Annotated in this window: 19 protein-coding genes; 5 read left to right on the forward strand and 14 right to left on the reverse strand. The window is 69.3% G+C overall.

Annotated features, from left to right (window positions below; all coding sequences use genetic code 11):
• Positions 1-326: 326 nt before the first annotated feature.
• On the reverse strand, positions 327-1,181 hold the full coding sequence (locus QCN29_RS23755; protein WP_240135435.1) for a menaquinone biosynthetic enzyme MqnA/MqnD family protein: 855 nt from the start codon (positions 1,179-1,181) through the stop codon (positions 327-329).
• 261 nt (positions 1,182-1,442) lie between these two features.
• Between QCN29_RS23755 and QCN29_RS23760 the strand changes: the two genes are divergently transcribed.
• The 3 genes from QCN29_RS23760 (at position 1,443) to QCN29_RS23770 (ending at position 2,420) form a co-directional block, all read left to right on the forward strand.
• Positions 1,443-1,646 carry a cold-shock protein gene (locus tag QCN29_RS23760; RefSeq protein WP_003984261.1) on the forward strand — a complete coding sequence of 68 codons (204 nt, stop codon included), beginning with the start codon at positions 1,443-1,445 and terminating at the stop codon, positions 1,644-1,646.
• Between the two features lie 116 nt (positions 1,647-1,762).
• The gene (locus tag QCN29_RS23765; RefSeq protein WP_279930656.1) at positions 1,763-2,050 is read left to right on the forward strand and encodes a hypothetical protein; all 288 of its coding nucleotides are present in this window, start codon (positions 1,763-1,765) and stop codon (positions 2,048-2,050) included.
• Positions 2,016-2,420, forward strand: a complete 405-nt coding sequence (locus QCN29_RS23770; RefSeq protein WP_279930657.1) for a DnaJ family domain-containing protein — start codon at positions 2,016-2,018, stop codon at positions 2,418-2,420. The genes QCN29_RS23765 and QCN29_RS23770 overlap by 35 nt, the downstream gene beginning before the upstream one ends.
• A 3-nt stretch (positions 2,421-2,423) precedes the next feature.
• Here QCN29_RS23770 and QCN29_RS23775 read toward each other — a convergent pair whose 3' ends face one another.
• From QCN29_RS23775 to QCN29_RS23810, 8 genes are all read right to left on the reverse strand, one after another.
• Complete coding sequence (locus QCN29_RS23775; RefSeq protein WP_279930659.1) at positions 2,424-3,074, reverse strand: TetR/AcrR family transcriptional regulator; 651 nt, start codon at positions 3,072-3,074, stop codon at positions 2,424-2,426.
• Positions 3,075-3,483: 409 nt separating this feature from the next.
• Positions 3,484-4,845 carry a dicarboxylate/amino acid:cation symporter gene (locus tag QCN29_RS23780; RefSeq protein WP_279930660.1) on the reverse strand — a complete coding sequence of 454 codons (1,362 nt, stop codon included), beginning with the start codon at positions 4,843-4,845 and terminating at the stop codon, positions 3,484-3,486.
• Between the two features lie 361 nt (positions 4,846-5,206).
• Positions 5,207-5,497 (reverse strand): DUF4229 domain-containing protein, encoded by a 291-nt coding sequence (locus QCN29_RS23785; RefSeq protein ID WP_240135439.1) that lies wholly within the window; start codon positions 5,495-5,497, stop codon positions 5,207-5,209.
• Positions 5,498-5,655: 158 nt separating this feature from the next.
• Positions 5,656-6,093: a hypothetical protein gene (locus tag QCN29_RS23790; protein ID WP_279930661.1), complete on the reverse strand. Its 438-nt coding sequence runs from the start codon at positions 6,091-6,093 to the stop codon at positions 5,656-5,658.
• A 55-nt stretch (positions 6,094-6,148) separates the two neighbouring features.
• A complete protein-coding gene (locus QCN29_RS23795; protein WP_279930662.1) occupies positions 6,149-6,541 on the reverse strand; it encodes a roadblock/LC7 domain-containing protein in 393 nt (130 codons plus the stop codon).
• A 36-nt stretch (positions 6,542-6,577) separates the two neighbouring features.
• A complete protein-coding gene (locus tag QCN29_RS23800) occupies positions 6,578-7,534 on the reverse strand; it encodes a MarR family transcriptional regulator (RefSeq protein WP_279930664.1) in 957 nt (318 codons plus the stop codon).
• 321 nt (positions 7,535-7,855) lie between these two features.
• On the reverse strand, positions 7,856-9,019 hold the full coding sequence (gene mqnE / locus QCN29_RS23805; RefSeq protein ID WP_279930665.1) for an aminofutalosine synthase MqnE: 1,164 nt from the start codon (positions 9,017-9,019) through the stop codon (positions 7,856-7,858).
• A 48-nt stretch (positions 9,020-9,067) separates the two neighbouring features.
• Positions 9,068-9,523, reverse strand: a complete 456-nt coding sequence (locus tag QCN29_RS23810; protein WP_240135444.1) for an Lrp/AsnC family transcriptional regulator — start codon at positions 9,521-9,523, stop codon at positions 9,068-9,070.
• Between the two features lie 113 nt (positions 9,524-9,636).
• Between QCN29_RS23810 and QCN29_RS23815 the strand changes: the two genes are divergently transcribed.
• The gene (locus QCN29_RS23815; RefSeq protein WP_279930667.1) at positions 9,637-9,783 is read left to right on the forward strand and encodes a hypothetical protein; all 147 of its coding nucleotides are present in this window, start codon (positions 9,637-9,639) and stop codon (positions 9,781-9,783) included.
• Here the strand turns inward: QCN29_RS23815 and QCN29_RS23820 are convergent.
• Positions 9,780-10,460: a UbiX family flavin prenyltransferase gene (locus QCN29_RS23820; protein ID WP_279930669.1), complete on the reverse strand. Its 681-nt coding sequence runs from the start codon at positions 10,458-10,460 to the stop codon at positions 9,780-9,782. The genes QCN29_RS23815 and QCN29_RS23820 overlap by 4 nt on opposite strands.
• A 95-nt stretch (positions 10,461-10,555) precedes the next feature.
• On the opposite strand from QCN29_RS23820, the gene QCN29_RS23825 reads away from it, so the two are divergent.
• Positions 10,556-11,173, forward strand: a complete 618-nt coding sequence (locus QCN29_RS23825) for a rhomboid family intramembrane serine protease (protein WP_279930670.1) — start codon at positions 10,556-10,558, stop codon at positions 11,171-11,173.
• Positions 11,174-11,233: 60 nt separating this feature from the next.
• On the opposite strand, the gene QCN29_RS23830 is transcribed toward QCN29_RS23825, so the two are convergent.
• Genes QCN29_RS23830 through QCN29_RS23845 form a run of 4 tightly spaced genes read right to left on the reverse strand, consistent with a single transcriptional unit; the run spans position 11,234 to position 15,120 of the window.
• Positions 11,234-12,313 carry an ABC transporter ATP-binding protein gene (locus QCN29_RS23830; protein WP_279930671.1) on the reverse strand — a complete coding sequence of 360 codons (1,080 nt, stop codon included), beginning with the start codon at positions 12,311-12,313 and terminating at the stop codon, positions 11,234-11,236.
• A 1-nt stretch (position 12,314) separates the two neighbouring features.
• Positions 12,315-13,403 (reverse strand): ABC transporter ATP-binding protein, encoded by a 1,089-nt coding sequence (locus tag QCN29_RS23835; protein ID WP_279930672.1) that lies wholly within the window; start codon positions 13,401-13,403, stop codon positions 12,315-12,317.
• Positions 13,400-14,245 carry a carbohydrate ABC transporter permease gene (locus QCN29_RS23840; protein WP_279930673.1) on the reverse strand — a complete coding sequence of 282 codons (846 nt, stop codon included), beginning with the start codon at positions 14,243-14,245 and terminating at the stop codon, positions 13,400-13,402. Before QCN29_RS23840 ends, QCN29_RS23835 begins: the two co-directional genes overlap by 4 nt.
• Positions 14,242-15,120, reverse strand: coding sequence for a carbohydrate ABC transporter permease (locus tag QCN29_RS23845; RefSeq protein WP_279930674.1), 879 nt, complete (start codon positions 15,118-15,120; stop codon positions 14,242-14,244). Before QCN29_RS23845 ends, QCN29_RS23840 begins: the two co-directional genes overlap by 4 nt.
• Between the last annotated feature and the right edge of the window lie 37 nt (positions 15,121-15,157).

The raw sequence follows: 15,157 nt of genomic DNA on the forward strand, positions 1-15,157 counted from the left end.
CCTGCGCGAACCGAAGACGGGCACATTGACGACCGAGGACGTGCCCCACTTCCTCAGGGCGATTTCCGCACCTTCGAATCCCGTGACGGCGGGGCGTTCATGCGGTCGCCCTCCGGCGGGTTCGTTCGGGCTGAAGTCGGTGCTGGAACATCCGGACGAATTCAAGGCGGTGATCGCCTCGGACCCCGACACCGTGCCCGACTCCCCGCTCTGGTCCGGACACGAGAAGGAACGCCAGGCGAACACCCCGGAAAAGTTCGCGAAAACTCTGTCCAGGCGGCCTGACACCAAGGAAAGCGAGGCGTTTCTGGCCCTTCCAGATCGACTCAGGCGGAGCCGAGCAGCTCGACCCGCACATCCGCGGGAAAGCCGGTCGTCGGGCCGGTCCGGCGGGCGAATTCCCTTACTCCGGCCAGCTGTTCGACGCCGAAACGGAAGTCGAGCGTGGTGAAGTAGCGTTCCAGCAGCTCCGCGTCGAAGGCCTCCCAGCGGGCGGCCTGCTCGGCGACCTTCCCGACCTCCTCCAGGGACAGATCGCGCGAGGCGAGAAAGGCCTCGTGCACCGACCGGACTACACCGGGCTCGCGCTCCAGATACTCCCTGCGTGTCGCCCACACCGCGAAGACGAACGGCAGGCCGGTCCACTCCTTCCACATCTGCCCCAGGTCGTGGACCTGGAGGCCGAGCCGCGGGGCATCGTGCAGCGAGGCGCGCAGTGCGGCGTCCCCGATCAGCACGGCCGCCTCCGCCTCCTGCATCATCACGCCCAGGTCGGGAGGGCAGGTGTAGTAGTCGGGGGCGACCCGGTACCGCTCCGCAAGCAGGAGCTGCGCCAGGCGTACGGACGTGCGCGAGGTGGAGCCGAGCGCCACTCGGGCGCCGTCCAGCTTCTCCAGCGGGAGCTGGGACACGATCACGCAGGACATGACGGGGCCGTCGCATCCCACCGCGAGATCGGGGAAGGCGATCAGCCGGTCCGCGTTGCGCAGGAATTCCACGAGGGTGATCGGGGCGATGTCGAGGTCGCCCTGCACCAGGCGCTCGCTGAGCTTCTCCGGGGTGTCCTTGGTCAGCTCGAGATCAAGCAGCGTTCCGGTCCGCGCCAGCCCCCAGTAGAGCGGCAGACAGTTCAGGAACTGGATGTGGCCGACACGCGGCCGGCTCCGCAGAGATTTGTCCACATCGTGAGGCTAGACCCAGGCCGCGCGGCCCGGCGTCGCCGGGTCCGCCGTCAGCGCGTCGACACCCTCTGTCAAACATCCGGGTGACGTGATCTTTCCCTCTACCGCAACGAACACCCTGCGTGCTAGGCTCAACGCAAGTTGCAGTTTGGTTTCCCTTGCAGTACAGAGCCTGCGGAGCATGTAACCCGCAGGCTTTTGTAGTTTTCAGACTTCTTGCAGGTTCTGGAGCAGGGCAACCCTTTGGCCCAAGGAGGGCTTATGGCTACCGGAACCGTCAAGTGGTTCAACGCTGAAAAGGGCTTCGGCTTCATCGCCCAGGACGGCGGCGGCCCGGATGTCTTCGTTCACTACTCCGCGATCAACGCCTCTGGCTTCCGCTCCCTCGAGGAGAACCAGCAGGTGAACTTCGACGTCACGCAGGGCCCGAAGGGCCCGCAGGCGGAGAACGTCACCCCGGTCTAAGCGACCCGGGCGGCTGTCGCGTCCTACTCAGCAGTACCCAAGGAGCCCTGTTCCGTACTCCCGTACGGAACAGGGCTCCTGCCCTTTCCTCGTCCAGCACGCAGAGGGGCGCGGACGTGCGGTGGCGCATGATCCGGGTCGGCGAGCACGTCAGCGGCATGATCACGGAGTCGGGGCGGGCGGGCGACTGGCTGGCTGGCTGGCTGGCTGGCTGGCTGGCCGAGCGTTTCGCGGGCAAGCGGGCGGCCGGCGGCGGCTGGCCGCACCGTCCCGGAAACAGCGGGGCGGCCCGGCACGCTCTGGCCGGGATTCGCCGCTTCCGGCGGCGGATCCCGGCCATCCGGCACGCCGGGCTCGTACGCTGGATGCATGACGGAGCGGAAGCCACCCGGTGTCAGCTTTGAGTCATGGGTCGACCGGCAGATCCGTGAGGCGACGGAGCGCGGCGACTTCAAGGACCTGCCCGGCATCGGCATGCCCCTGCCGGAGAGCGGCGCGGCCTACGACGACCTGTGGTGGGTCAAGGGCAAGATGCAGCGCGAGGGCCTGTCCGTGCTGCCGCCGACGCTCGCCCTCCGCAAGGAGGCGGAGGACGCGATGGCGTCCGCGGCCCGGGCGCCCTCGGAGACGGCGGTGCGCCGCATCGTGACCGAGGTCAACGAGAAGATCGCCCAGGCGATCCGCCGCCCGCCGGAGGGTCCCCCGCTGGGGCTCAGGCCGTACGACGTCGAGGAGGTCGTCGGGGAGTGGCGTCGGCGGCGCGCGGACGCCTGAGCGTCAGCGGGACGGAGACCACCGTCGGCCCTCCATGAGGTTGCCGAGGCCCATCCAGGCGAAGTTCATCAGGGTGCCCGCCGCCTCCTTGGCGGTGACGGCCCCGGTCTCGTTCGCCCAGCCCGCGAGGGACTCGGCCGCTCCCACCAGAGCCTGCGCCAGCCCGGCGACATCGCGGTCGGCCAGCTCCGGACCGCGGTGCGCCTCACGGGCGGCGGCCCCTATCAGCGTCGTCACAAAGGCCACCAGTTCGTCCCGCATCGCCGTGACGACCGCGGCGAACGGCTCGCCGTGCGTACGCGCCTGACGGTGCAGCACCGCCCAGCCGTCCGGATGCTGCGCGGTGTGCGTGAAGAACGCCGCAAGCCCCGTCCACAGCTGCCGGTCGGCGGGGAGCCCCGGCTCGACGCCGGCGCGCACGGCCTCGATCAGCGCCTGCGCCTCACGTCGGATGCAGGCGGTGAACAGCTCCTCCTTGGAGTTGAGATAGAGATAGACGAGGGGTTTTGAGACCCCCGCCAGCTCGGCGATCTCGTCCATCGAAGCCGCGCGGTAGCCGCGCTGTCCGAAGGTCCGCACCGCGGCGTCCATCATCTGGCGCTCGCGCACGGCACGCGGCATGCGTTTACCCTTCGCGCTCTTCACGGCACCCATGTTGAGAACATCCTCCCGCCCCACACACCACACCTGTTTCCCCTGCTCCCCCTACTGCGCGGTAAGCCTAAGGCCCGCCGGCGGCCCTGAACCGTCCCTCGCGACCGGGTGGCCGACGAGTAACTGAACCTTTCTCACGTTCCCTACGTATTGCGGCCATAGGAACGCTCAGCGACGCCCGGCGGCGTGCCGCGGGAGACACCGGACGTCGCCTCCGGGCCACGGCGGCGCCGGGCGTCGCGAGCTGACAGCCGAGGCCCTCCTGCCCGGGGGGGCAGGAGGGCCTCGAAGCGAGCCGGGGGATCGCCGGGCGACCGGCAGGGCCTCACCGGAACCCCGGGGAACCGGATGGCCGCCACGGCGTGCCCGGCACGCTCGACGGCCGGTCGCGGCACTTCTCCCGGAGCGCTCAGGCGGCGGCCACCGGGACGGCCGGCTTCTGCCCGGCGTCGCGGGCGTCGGCATCCGTGATCGGGGACGAAGTGGCCGAGTTGTACGCGTCGTGGTCGAGGATCTTCTCGCGGGCCGCGACGACGACCGGGACCAGCGCCTGGCCGGCGACGTTCGTGGCCGTGCGCATCATGTCCAGGACCGGGTCGATGGCCAGCAGCAGACCCACGCCCTCCAGCGGGAGGCCCAGCGTGGAGAGGGTCAGGGTGAGCATGACCGTCGCGCCGGTCAGGCCCGCCGTGGCGGCGGATCCGACGACCGATACGAAGACGATGAGCAGGTACTCCTGGATGCCGAGCTGGACCCCGAAGATCTCCGCGATGAAGATCGCGGCGATGGCCGGGTAGATCGCGGCGCAGCCGTCCATCTTGGTCGTCGCGCCGAACGGCACGGCGAAGGAGGCGTACTCCTTCGGGACGCCGAGGCGCTCGGTGACCCGCTGGGTGACCGGCATGGTGCCGACGGAGGAGCGGGAGACGAAGGCCAGCTGGATGGCGGGCCAGGCGCCGCGGAAGAACTGCAGCGGGCTGATCCTGGCGACCGTGGCGAGCAGCAGCGGGTAGACGCCGAACAGCACCAGCGCGCAGCCGATGTAGATGTCCGCGGTGAAGGTGGCGTACTGGCCGATCAGCTCCCAGCCGTAGTCGGCGATCGCATAGCCGATGAGGCCGACGGTTCCGAGCGGCGCCAGGCGGATGACCCACCACAGGGCCTTCTGCAGCAGCTCCAGCACGGACTCGCTGAGCGCGAGGACCGGCTTGGCGCGCTCGCCGAGCTTGAGGGCGGCGATGCCGGCGACGGCGCCCATGAAGACGATCTGCAGGACGTTCAGCTCGGTGAAGGGCGTGATGACGTCGGTCGGGATGATCCCGGTCAGGAAGTCGATCCAGCTGCCCTCGTGCTTGGGCGCGGCCCCGTCGCGGGGCGTGAGACCGGTGCCTGAGCCGGGGTTTGTGAGCAGGCCGATGGCCAGGCCGATGGCGACCGCGATCAGCGACGTGATCATGAACCAGAGCAGGGTGCGGGTGGCCAGCCGAGCGGCGTTGTTGACCTTCCGCAGATTGGTGATCGACACCAGGATCGCGAAGAAGACGAGCGGCGCGACGGCCAGCTTCAGCAGCTGGACGAAGATCGAGCCGATCTGGTCGAGGGTGTCCTTGAGCCAGGAGAGGTCCTGGCTGCGTGCGAGCCAGCCGAGCAGGACGCCCAGGGTGAGGCCGGCTGCGATCTGGGCCCAGAACGGGACCTTCGGCAGCCGGAGGCCGGAGGCGGGGGACGGGGAGGGGGACGCGGATGGGGTGTTCGCGGTGTTCGCGGACACGGGCACACTCCAGTGACGTATCAGAGCTTCGAGCCGTACGGACAGAAGGTGCGGCGCCCACGCGCGAGTGCGCGGCGCCGCTGCATGATGCCGGGTCAGACCGAGCGGCAACAGACCGCGGACATACAGCGGCAGAGATCGACATGCAGGCGCGCCACGAGCGGGCTGCCCGCGGCGTCGTGGCGGTGGCGCACTGCTGTCGTCATGCCGAACACGCTAACACTTGAACTTTGAGAACCTCAAAGCACTTCTTTGGGCTGATTCGAAGGAGAACAGGGCCCATGACAACGGAGTCCCAGGCAGAGAGCGGGTGCTCCCTTGCCTGGGACTCCGGAAGGCCTATGGGCGGATGTGAGGAACGTTACGCGCCGTCCTCCTGGGTGCGGTTCGCCTCCAGGCGCGCTTTCGCCCGGTCCACCTTCTGCACGATCTGCTCGGACATCGCCTCCCGCTGCTTGCGCAGCAGCACAAAACTGAGCGGCGCGGAGACGACGACCGCCAGCAGGACGACCCAGACGAAGTTGGAGTCGCCGAGCCCCTTGGGCAGGATGCCGAACTGGACGAGTCCGGCGACGACGACGAACGAGCCGACGAAGACGGCAAGACGCAGGAGCGTGTACCGGATCGCGGCGTTCGGCTTTGCTGCGGACACGGCGGGCCTTCTCTCTTCGTACAACAGGCGATGCCTGTCCAGTGAAGCACGCCCGCCGGCCCACCCGTCCCACAGGGTCCGGCCGCGCCCCCGCGCGGCCGGAGCCTCGTCCGGATCAGGCATGATCCGGACGGAACGGCCCAGTGCCGGGAGGGGCACTAGTGGCCGCTGTGCTCCTTGACCACCCGCCGGGCCTGTGCAAAGAGCATGCCCACGTTCAGGGACTTGCGGCAGACCACGACGGCCACGATGTCCTCGTTCTGGGTGTTGCGGATGAACAGGTGCGTGAGGTTGTCGCTGTTGACCAGGATCTCCTGGAAGTAGTGCTGCGCGGTGCTGACCCCCCGGCGCTCCTTGAAGAGGTCCTCGATCATCACCACGGTGCGCCCCTGGAAGAGGTCGAGCGTGGCCCCGGCCAGCAGATCGAGGACTTCGGTGGGGTGCGTGTCGACGGTGTCGACGGACAGCAGCATGCCGGTCGCCATATCGACCACTCCGGCCGCCAGGCAGTCGGGCACCTCGTTTCGCAAGTTCTTGACCAGCGCGGTCACTTGATCCGACATCGTACGGTGTCCGCGGTTTCCTGCCGTGCTCATCATGCTCCTCGTGTTCGGCCTGTCTTGTTCGCGACGCGTCTGCCGCGCCTGCGGCTCACCTGTCCGCCCTCGAAGCGCCCGGAAGGCTCAGCACCCCCTTGATGCGCTCCACTGCCTTGAGCGACTCCGCCTCCAGTCGGCCCAGGTTGAGTCCCTCGTCCCCGAGGACCACCATCAGCGCGGTGTCTCCCACGGCGTACATGGCCGCGCAGCCTGCGGTGCCGTGCGTGACGCTCTGCTGGAACGTGCCCCTGCCGCAGGTCGCGGTGGTGCGGCGAGCCAGTCCCAGGCCGGCGGCGGCGAGCGCGGCGAGTGCGTCGGGGTCGATGCCGTCCTCCGTGTCGGCGGCGATCAGCAGCCCGTCCACGGCGACGACGGCGGCGTCGGTGACGCCCGTCACCTGCTCCCTCAGCGTGCGCATTTCCGCTACCAGCCCGTCATGGTTCATCAGGGCACATCCCTTTCGGTCGGGGGTTCTCGAATCTCAGGCGTCGTGGGAGTCGGAGCCGCGCAGGAGCCCGCGCCTCCCTTGACGCAGCCAGGCGAAGTCCGTCCAGCCGGTCGGCCGGACGGCGGGAAGGATCTCGTTGATGCCGCTGGCGCCTGGGCTGCGGCGGGGCAGCGGCTCCCGCGACGGGGCGGCCGGCGCGGCAGACGGGGCGGCCGTCGGTGCACCCCGCGGCGGGGCCGCCCCCGGGCCCCGGGAGCCGCTCGCGGAACGCGGCTCGGGTCCGCCGCCGACGACCTCGATCAGCCCCTCGGCCAGCATGCGTGACATGTCCACCGTCACGGTGTAGACGCCGCGGCCGATGACGAACGCGATGTCCCGCGCGCTGCGCCGGCCGTTGGCGGACCGGAGGATCCGGAGGCGTTCCCGGCTCACCGGTCCACGCTCCCGCTCCATGTCCACCCCCGGCGCGGGGACGAAGCGTTCCCGGTCCGGGCCCACGGGGATGGGGAGCGCGGCGAGCGCATCGCGCCGCCACACCGCCTCTCGCAGCAGGTCACGCGGGTCGGCGTCGGGCAGCACCGCGTCGGGAAGGGCCGCGTCGGCGTCCAGTCGGCAGCCCCAGACCGGGCCGGCGGCCATCGCGAACACCGCGTCCCGGGCGGCCATCCGCGCCAGCACCTTGAGCTCGGCCGCGCCGAGGCAGCCGTGCGCGACGAGCGCGGGGACGGCGTCCCGAGGCGTCGTGCCCGTGCCCAGGACGGCCAGCCATGCGTCCTCGCGGATCCGGCCGGACCGCAGCAGCAGCGTGCACACGGCGGGGGAGCCCGGACTCTCGACCGCGATCACGGCGCCCCGTCTCATATGCATCGTCCCGCCGGGCGCTCCCGCCACATGCAGCGTGCCGGTGGCCCGGTCGGCGACACAGCGATCGAGCGAAACCGTGAGCAGGTCGCAGGCGTCCTGTTTCAGCGAATCGCTGCTGCTCGCCATCGCTCCCTCATCGCCGCGCCGCGTCGTGTCCTGTCGTGGAAGGCGCGCGCCTTCCACGGAAGTGCCCGACGCGCCGGTTCACGGGGATTTTTAGCAGGCGTGGATGCGACTTATACGCCCATCGGACAAGATGATCAGAGGCGAGAGTTTGAACGACTTTCGCTGTCAGAAGCGCCTTTTCAATGGACAGGACCTGTCACGTCCGTCCCCTGTCGGAACGGAGCCGTCGACTGACGCGGCCGCCGGCCGGAGAACGCGAAAAGCCCCCGGCCGATCGGCAGGCCGGGGGCTTCGCCCGTGGGCGGGGCGGGGGCGGACGGGTCAGACCCGCATCGGCTGGGGGGACTCCCGGCGGTCCGGGTCGGGCCCCGGGTACTCCCGGATCACCTCGTACCGCGTGTTCCGCTCCACCGGGCGGAAGCCCGCGTCGCGGATCAGGTCCAGCAGATCGTCCCGCGTCAGCTTGTTCGGCGTGCCGTAGTTGTCCGCGTCATGCGTGATCTTGTACTCGACCACGGAGCCGTCCATGTCGTCCGCACCGTGCTGCAGCGCGAGCTGGGCGGTCTGCACGCCGTGCATCACCCAGAAGACCTTTACATGCCGGATGTTGTCGAACAGCAGCCGGGAGACGGCGAACGTCTTCAGCGCCTCCGCGCCCGTCGCCATCGTGGTCCGCGCCTGGAGCGTGTTGCGGACCTTGCCGTCCTTCACATCGACGAAGTCATGCTGGTAGCGCAGCGGGATGAAGACCTGGAAGCCGCCGGTCTGGTCCTGGAGCTCCCGCAGCCGCAGGACGTGGTCGACCCGGTGCCGCGGCTCCTCGATGTGGCCGTACAGCATCGTGCACGGCGTCTTGAGGCCCTTCTCGTGCGCCAGGCGGTGGATGCGCGACCAGTCCTCCCAGTGGGTGCGGTGGTCGACGATGTGCTGCCGCACCTCCCAGTCGAAGATCTCGGCGCCGCCGCCGGTCAGCGACTCCAGACCCGCCTCGATCAGCTCGTCGAGGATCTCCGACGCCGAGAGCCCCGAGATGGTCTCGAAGTGGTGGATCTCGGTCGCCGTGAACGCCTTCAGCGAGACGTTCGGCAGCGCCTTCTTCAACTCGCTCAGGGAGCGCGGGTAGTAGCGCCACGGCAGATTGGGGTGGAGCCCGTTGACGATGTGCAGCTCGGTGAGGTTCTCGCTCTCCATCGTCTTGGCGAGGCGGACGGCCTCCTCGATGCGCATGGTGTAGGCGTCCTTCTCCCCCGGCTTGCGCTGGAAGGAGCAGTACGCACAGGACGCCGTGCACACGTTCGTCATGTTCAGATGGCGGTTGACGTTGAAGTGCACGACGTCGCCGTTCTTGCGGGTGCGCACCTCGTGGGCGAGTCCGCCGAGCCAGGCCAGGTCGTCCGACTCGTACAGCGCGATGCCGTCCTCGCGGGTCAGCCGCTCGCCGGAGCGGACCTTCTCCTCCAGCTCGCGCTTGAGTCCAGCGTCCATGCGCCCGCCTCCCATACGTCAACCAATCGGGCCCCACCCAGACTACGGCTAGGCCTCTTCGGGCAGGTCCCCGACCCGGTTCTCCCACTTCGTGGACAGCACGATCGTCGTACGCGTACGGGACACGCCGCGCGTCCCCGACAGCCGGCGGATCGTCTTCTCCAGGCCGTCGACGTCGCTCGCGCGCACCTTGAGCATGTACGAGTCGTCGCCCGCGATGAACCAGCAGTCCTCGATCTCGGCGAGGTCCTTCAGCCGGCGCGCCACGTCCTCGTGGTCGGCGGCGTCGGAGAGCGAGATGCCGATCAGCGCGGTGACGCCGAGGCCGAGCGAGGGCGCGTCGACCGTGGCGCGGTAGCCGGTGATGACGCCCGCGGCCTCGAGGCGGTTGATCCGGTCGGTGACGGAGGGCCCGGAGAGCCCCACCAGCCGGCCGAGCTCCGCGTATGAGGCCCTGCCGTTCTCCCTGAGGGCCTGGATGAGCTGCCTGTCCACGGCGTCCATAAGCCTGAGCCTTCCATTGTTCAGCAATACCGCGAGTTTACGTGTAGAATCTAAGGCATACAGGGTCGACGCCCTGTGAATCTTTCAGACGATCAACGACGATCCTTCAGGAGATGAAACCCACCGTGTACACGATCGAGATGGCCTACGCCCAGATGCGACAGCTTCAGGAGCTGGCCGACCGCTCGCGTGCCCACCAGCCCTCGGCCGCCCGGCGGACCGACAGGACCCGTACCCCGCGCCGTTCCAAGAAGCGCTAACCGGTACGAGAGCCGCCCAGCTCTCCCTCCCAACGGCGGTACAGCCGGTGCGGCACGCCTGCCGCGTCCAGCACCCGCCCCGCGACGAAGTCCACCAGATCCTGGATGTGCGTCGCCCCCGCATAGAACGCCGGAGAGGCGGGCAGCACCACGGCGCCCGCCTCGTCCAGCGCCACCAGAGCCTTCAGCGTCTGCCCGCTGAGCGGAGTCTCCCGCACCGCCACCACCAACGGCCGCCGCTCCTTCAGCGTCACGCTCGCCGCCCGCTGGAGCAGATCCTTCGAAAGCCCCAGCGCCACACCGGCCACACAGGCCGTCGACGCGGGCACGATCAGCATCCCCTTGACGGGATACGACCCCGAGGACGGCCCGGCGGCCAGATCCCCCGCGGCCCAGTGCCGTACGTCCGACACGTCGACGGCGTCGCCGCCGAACGCGTCGGGCTTGCCGTCGGCGCCGCGCGCCAGCCACTCGGCCAGATCCTCCCGCCAGCGCGCGTCCCGGAAGGAGATGCCCGTCTCGTCGAGCAGCGTCAGCCGCGCCGCCCGGCTCACCACCAGATCCACGCTCTCGCCCGCCGCGAGCAGACCCCGCAGCACGGCGGCCGCATAAGGGGTCCCCGACGCGCCCGAGACCCCGACGACCCAGGGGCGACGCTGTTCTTGTACCGGCTCCACGCCAATGAGCCTATCCGCCGGGACGGGCCCGGAACTGTGCAAGGTCTCCCGGACGTTTCGGGGGGAGGAAGCGCCGACACCGGGAGGGTCTGTCAATGGCGACCGCAGAACCGACCGGATGGAGCGCCGGCGCCCGCGCCCGGGCCGCGGCCAAGCTGATGCTGGGCTGGGTGGCGCTGCTGTGGACGCTGGAGGCCCTCGACCTGGCGACCGGCGGCGGACTTCACACGTACGGGATCACACCGCGCGAGCCCGGCGAACTGCGGGACATCATCCCCGCGGCCTTTCTGCACCACGGCTTCGAGCATGTCGCGGCCAACACCGTGCCACTGCTGATCCTGGGCTTTCTGGCCGCGCTCTCCGGCGTACGCCGCTTCCTCGCGGTGGTGGCGACCGTCATCGTGGTCTCCGGCTTCGGCATCTGGCTGACCTCCCCCGACAACAGCATCACTGCAGGCGCGTCCGGAGTCGTCTTCGGCCTCTTCGGCTATCTGCTGGTCCGCGGCTTCGTGAACCGCAAACCGCTGGAGGTCGTCGTCGGCGTGCTGGTCGCCGCGCTGTACGGCTCCCTCATCTGGGGAGTCCTCCCCACGGACGCGGGCATCAGCTGGCAGGGCCATCTGTTCGGGCTGCTGGGCGGTGCGGGGGCGGCGTTCCTCTTCCGCGACCCGCCGCGGGCTCCGGCCGCCGCGGGCCCGGGCCACGGCATATAGGGCGGCCCCCCTTCCGGGGAGCCGCCCTGGCCGGCGTGCGCGTGCGCCTGCCGCGTGCGGCTACGACCGGAGGACCAGACGACCGTCCGCGTACGGGAGGGTCCGGGCACGAGGGAGCTGAAGCAGGAAATCCCGCGTGCCGGGAATGCCGTCCTCCCGCGGCACCTTGGCCTTGAGGGACTGGCCAGCCAGCTCGACGTCGAGAACCCGCTGCGGGCCGTGATCGCGGACGCCCCTCAGCCGGACCGGGAAGGTGTTGGGGCCGGCCTCGGTGACCACCTTCACATACTCGGGCCGGATGCCCGCCTGGACGCCTTCGGCGTGTCCGGGCACGTCCCAGGCCATCGCCAGAGGGCGGCCGCCCAGCGTGCAGGCCCCCCGGCCATGCTCCACGGTCACGAAGTTCATGGCGGGCGAGCCGATGAAGTAGCCGACGTACGTCGAGGCGGGGGCCTCGAAGAGCTGCTCGGGCGTGCCTTGCTGCACGGCTCTGCCGTCCTTCATGACCAGCACCTCCTGCGCGATGCTCATCGCCTCGTACTGGTCGTGCGTCACATAGATCACCGTGGGCCGGAACTCCTCGGTGATCTCACGGATCTTGCGCCGCAGGGAGTGTTTGAGCTGCGGATCGATGACGGTCAGCGGCTCGTCCATCAGGACGCCCGCAACATCGTCGCGGACCAGGCCGCGGCCGAGCGAGATCAGCTGCTTGTCATCGGCGGTGAGCCCCCGTGCGGGCTGCCTGAGCCGGTCCGTCAGGTCGAGGGCCTCGGCGACCCGGCGGACGGTGGCGTCGATGCGGCTCCTGTCCCAGCGGCGGCACTCCAGCGGGAACGCCAGGTTCTGGTAGACCGTCATCGACCGGTAGACAACCGGGAACTGGAACACCTGCGCGATATTGCGGTCCCTGGTGGGGCGCCCCGTGACGTCGACGCCGTCGAAGAGCACCCGGCCGTGCGATGGTCTGACCAGTCCGGAAAGGATGTTCAGCAGCGTGGTCTTGCCGCAGCCCGAAGGTCCCACCAGCGCATAGGTCCGACCGGCCTCGAAGGTCAGCCGCAGCGGCTTGAGAGCCCACTCCTCCTGGTCGGCCGCCGGCACATAGCTGTGCCCGACGTCGACGATGTCCAGCTGAGCCATGTCAGTGCCCTTCCGTGCTCGCGGGTTCGCAGCTGGGCGGCCGCACCAGGACGCCTTGCGCGTCGAAGGCGAACAGCCGTTCCGGGCGCAGCCGCAGCCGCACCGGGTCCTTGATGCCGATGTTGTAGATGCCCTCGATCTGGACGACGAAGGGCGTCTCGCCGACCGCGACATGGACGAAGGTCTCGGACCCCGAGATCTCGACGAATGTCACCTCGCCTTCGACTCCGGCGGCGGCCAGGCCGACGTCCGTCGCCCGCAGCCCGAAGCGGTAGGCGCCGTCGGCCAGTCCGGCGAGGTGCGCGGACGCGTGTGTGGCCTGGAAGCCGGCCACGGTCACCTGCCCGCCCTCGATCCGGCCGGGGAAGAGGTTCATCGGCGGGTCGTTGACGATGGACGCCACAGTGGTCGTCGCCGGACGCTCGAAGACCTCCTGAGGGGTGCCGGTCTGGAGGATGCGGCCCTCGTCCATGACGGTCACCTCGTCGCCGAGCATCATCGCCTCGGCGGGCTCGGTGGTGGTGTAGATCACCACAGTGTCGCCCTGGTCGGAGAAGAGGGTCTTGAACTCCTCCCGCAGCTGCTCCCGCAGCTTGTAGTCCAGATTGGCCAGCGGCTCGTCCAGCAGCAGTACGCCGGCCCGCCTGGCGAGGGCGCGTGCCACGGCGACCCGCTGCTGCTGGCCGCCGGAGAGCTGCGCGGGTCTGCGCCGCTCGAAGCCGGTGAGGCTGACGGCGGCCAGGCTGTCCCGCACGCGGTCGCGTATCTCCTCCCGCGGCAGTCCCGCACGCTTCAGCGGGAAGGCAACATTGTCGAAGACATTGAGATGGGGGTAGTTGATGAACTGCTGGTAGACCATGGCGGTGTCGCGCTGCCAGACCGGTGTCCGCAGGAAGTCGACGCCGGATCGGGTCAGGGTGCCGGAGTCGACCTTCTGCAGGCCGGCCAGCACCCGCAGCAGGGTGGTCTTGCCGGCCATCGTCCGGCCGATGACGGCATGGAGGCGGCCCGGCCGGAAGGTCGCGCTGACGTCCCGGAGATGGTCGACGCCGTCGACGGTCAGGTTCAGCTCGGAGGCGCACAGGTTCATCGGATCGCTCCCGACAGGTTTCCTTTGGACAGGTAGCGCTCCACCCACAGCGCGAGGAGGACCAGCGGGGCGACGCCGAACAGCGCGGCCGCGGACAGGGTCCACCAGGGCGGGACGGACGAGTTGAGCGCGACGACCGCCTGCGGCAGGGTCTGGACCTCGGTGAACGTCAGCCGGAAGGCGAAGAAGAAGTCGTTCCAGCCGAACACCGCGCAGAACATGGCCGCCACCGTCAGCCCGGGCAGGGAGTTCGGCAGAATCGCCCGCGCGAACGCCTGGAAGGGGCCGCAGCCGTCGAGCATGGCCATCTCGTCGATCTCACGCGGGATGCCGTTGAAGAAGCCGACCATCACCCATACGGCGATCGGCAGCAGCAGCGCCACCGTCACGATGACCAGGCCCGTGATGCTGTCCAGCAGCCCGGCCCACTGCAGGAGGTAGAAGAAGGGGATCACCAGCACGACGGGGGGCATGATCCGCTGCGACACGAAGAAGAAGACGATGTCGCTGTTCTTGATGAAGCCGAGCCTGAACCGGTAGCGGGAGAGCCCGTAGGCGGCGAGCGACCCGAGCGCGAGGCTGACGGCCGAGGCGGCGACGGTGATCACCAGACTGTTGAGGAACGGGCCCATGACGTCGATGCCGCCGGCTCCGCCGAAGATGTTCCGCCAGCCCGCGGTGGTCGGCTCGTACTGCAGCCACGGCAGATAGGTGACGCCCCGCTGGACCGCGCCCACGTCCTTGAAGCTGGTCGTGGCGGCCCAGAGGAAGGGCCCGGCGACGAAACCGGCCCACAGCGCTATGAGGGTGTACTTGAATACGGCGAAGAGGCGCGGCCTCATGAGTCCTCCTTCAGCTTGAAGGCCCTGGTGAGCAGGGCGGCGACCACCGTGAGCGTGACGATCATGAGAACCAGGTAGGTCAGGGACAGCGCCCCGCTGTAACCGGTCTGCTGGTCCCTGAGCCCCTGGATGTAGAGGTAGTAGCCCGGGCTCTCCGTGGCGGATCCCGGCCCTCCCGAGGTGAGCACATAGACGCTGTCCGACAGCTTCGACGCCTCGATCATCCGGATGATGAGCGCCGCGACCGACACCGGCGCCATCAGCGGGAACGTCACCTTCCAGAAGGTGCGCCAGGTGGAGGCGCCGTCGATCGCCGCGGCCATGAACGGCTCCTTGGGCAGGCTCAGCAGGCCCGCCAGCAGCAGCAGGAACATAAAGGGCGTCCACTGCCAGACCTCGACGGTCATCAGCGCCACGAGCGCCGGCCCGGACTCGGTCAGCCAGGCCGCCTTGGGCAGCCCCACCAGCCCGAGCAGGTCGTTCACCGGCCCCAGCGACTCATGGAAGATGGTCTGCCAGATGGCGGCCATCACCACGGGGGTGGTCATCATGGGCACCAGGAACAGCACCCGCCACAGCCGGCGGCCTCGCGCCTCACGCCAGACCAGCAGGGCCATCGCGAACCCGATGACGTACTGGATGAGCACGGTGCCGCCCGCCAGCACGATCAGACGCAGGATCGAGGCCCAGAAACGGCCGTCGTCCAGCATCGCCGTGTAGTTGGCCCCGCCGATGAAGTCCATCTCGGGGCTGCTGACGTTCCAGCCGGAGAAGCTGACGCGGATGGTGAAAAGAAGCGGGAAGATGATGATCAGGACGAGCGTGAGCAGCCCGGGGAGCAGAAACATACTCTTGTGCCGACGCAGAGCGTCCATGGCTCTCCTTGCGGAAGTGGCAGGCGCCCCCGGGTGG

It is taken from the genome of Streptomyces chengmaiensis, assembly GCF_029846775.1.
GTDB classification, from domain to species: Bacteria; Actinomycetota; Actinomycetes; order Streptomycetales; family Streptomycetaceae; genus Streptomyces; species Streptomyces chengmaiensis.

Excerpts from the sequence above, each read along its gene's own strand:
- QCN29_RS23775 (WP_279930659.1), bottom strand. The coding sequence starts at position 3,074 with ATGGGTGCCGTGAAGAGCGCGAAGGGTAAACGCATGCCGCGTGCCGTG.
- QCN29_RS23795 (WP_279930662.1), bottom strand. The coding sequence starts at position 6,541 with ATGAACCATGACGGGCTGGTAGCGGAAATGCGCACGCTGAGGGAGCAG.
- QCN29_RS23825 (WP_279930670.1), top strand. The coding sequence starts at position 10,556 with ATGGCGACCGCAGAACCGACCGGATGGAGCGCCGGCGCCCGCGCCCGG.
- QCN29_RS23810 (WP_240135444.1), bottom strand. The coding sequence starts at position 9,523 with ATGGACGCCGTGGACAGGCAGCTCATCCAGGCCCTCAGGGAGAACGGC.
- QCN29_RS23760 (WP_003984261.1), top strand. The coding sequence starts at position 1,443 with ATGGCTACCGGAACCGTCAAGTGGTTCAACGCTGAAAAGGGCTTCGGC.
- QCN29_RS23840 (WP_279930673.1), bottom strand. The coding sequence starts at position 14,245 with ATGAGGCCGCGCCTCTTCGCCGTATTCAAGTACACCCTCATAGCGCTG.
- QCN29_RS23845 (WP_279930674.1), bottom strand. The coding sequence starts at position 15,120 with ATGGACGCTCTGCGTCGGCACAAGAGTATGTTTCTGCTCCCCGGGCTG.
- QCN29_RS23770 (WP_279930657.1), top strand. The coding sequence starts at position 2,016 with ATGACGGAGCGGAAGCCACCCGGTGTCAGCTTTGAGTCATGGGTCGAC.
- QCN29_RS23800 (WP_279930664.1), bottom strand. The coding sequence starts at position 7,534 with ATGGCGAGCAGCAGCGATTCGCTGAAACAGGACGCCTGCGACCTGCTC.
- mqnE (WP_279930665.1), bottom strand. The coding sequence starts at position 9,019 with ATGGACGCTGGACTCAAGCGCGAGCTGGAGGAGAAGGTCCGCTCCGGC.
- QCN29_RS23835 (WP_279930672.1), bottom strand. The coding sequence starts at position 13,403 with ATGAACCTGTGCGCCTCCGAGCTGAACCTGACCGTCGACGGCGTCGAC.
- QCN29_RS23815 (WP_279930667.1), top strand. The coding sequence starts at position 9,637 with ATGAAACCCACCGTGTACACGATCGAGATGGCCTACGCCCAGATGCGA.
- QCN29_RS23790 (WP_279930661.1), bottom strand. The coding sequence starts at position 6,093 with ATGAGCACGGCAGGAAACCGCGGACACCGTACGATGTCGGATCAAGTG.
- QCN29_RS23830 (WP_279930671.1), bottom strand. The coding sequence starts at position 12,313 with ATGGCTCAGCTGGACATCGTCGACGTCGGGCACAGCTATGTGCCGGCG.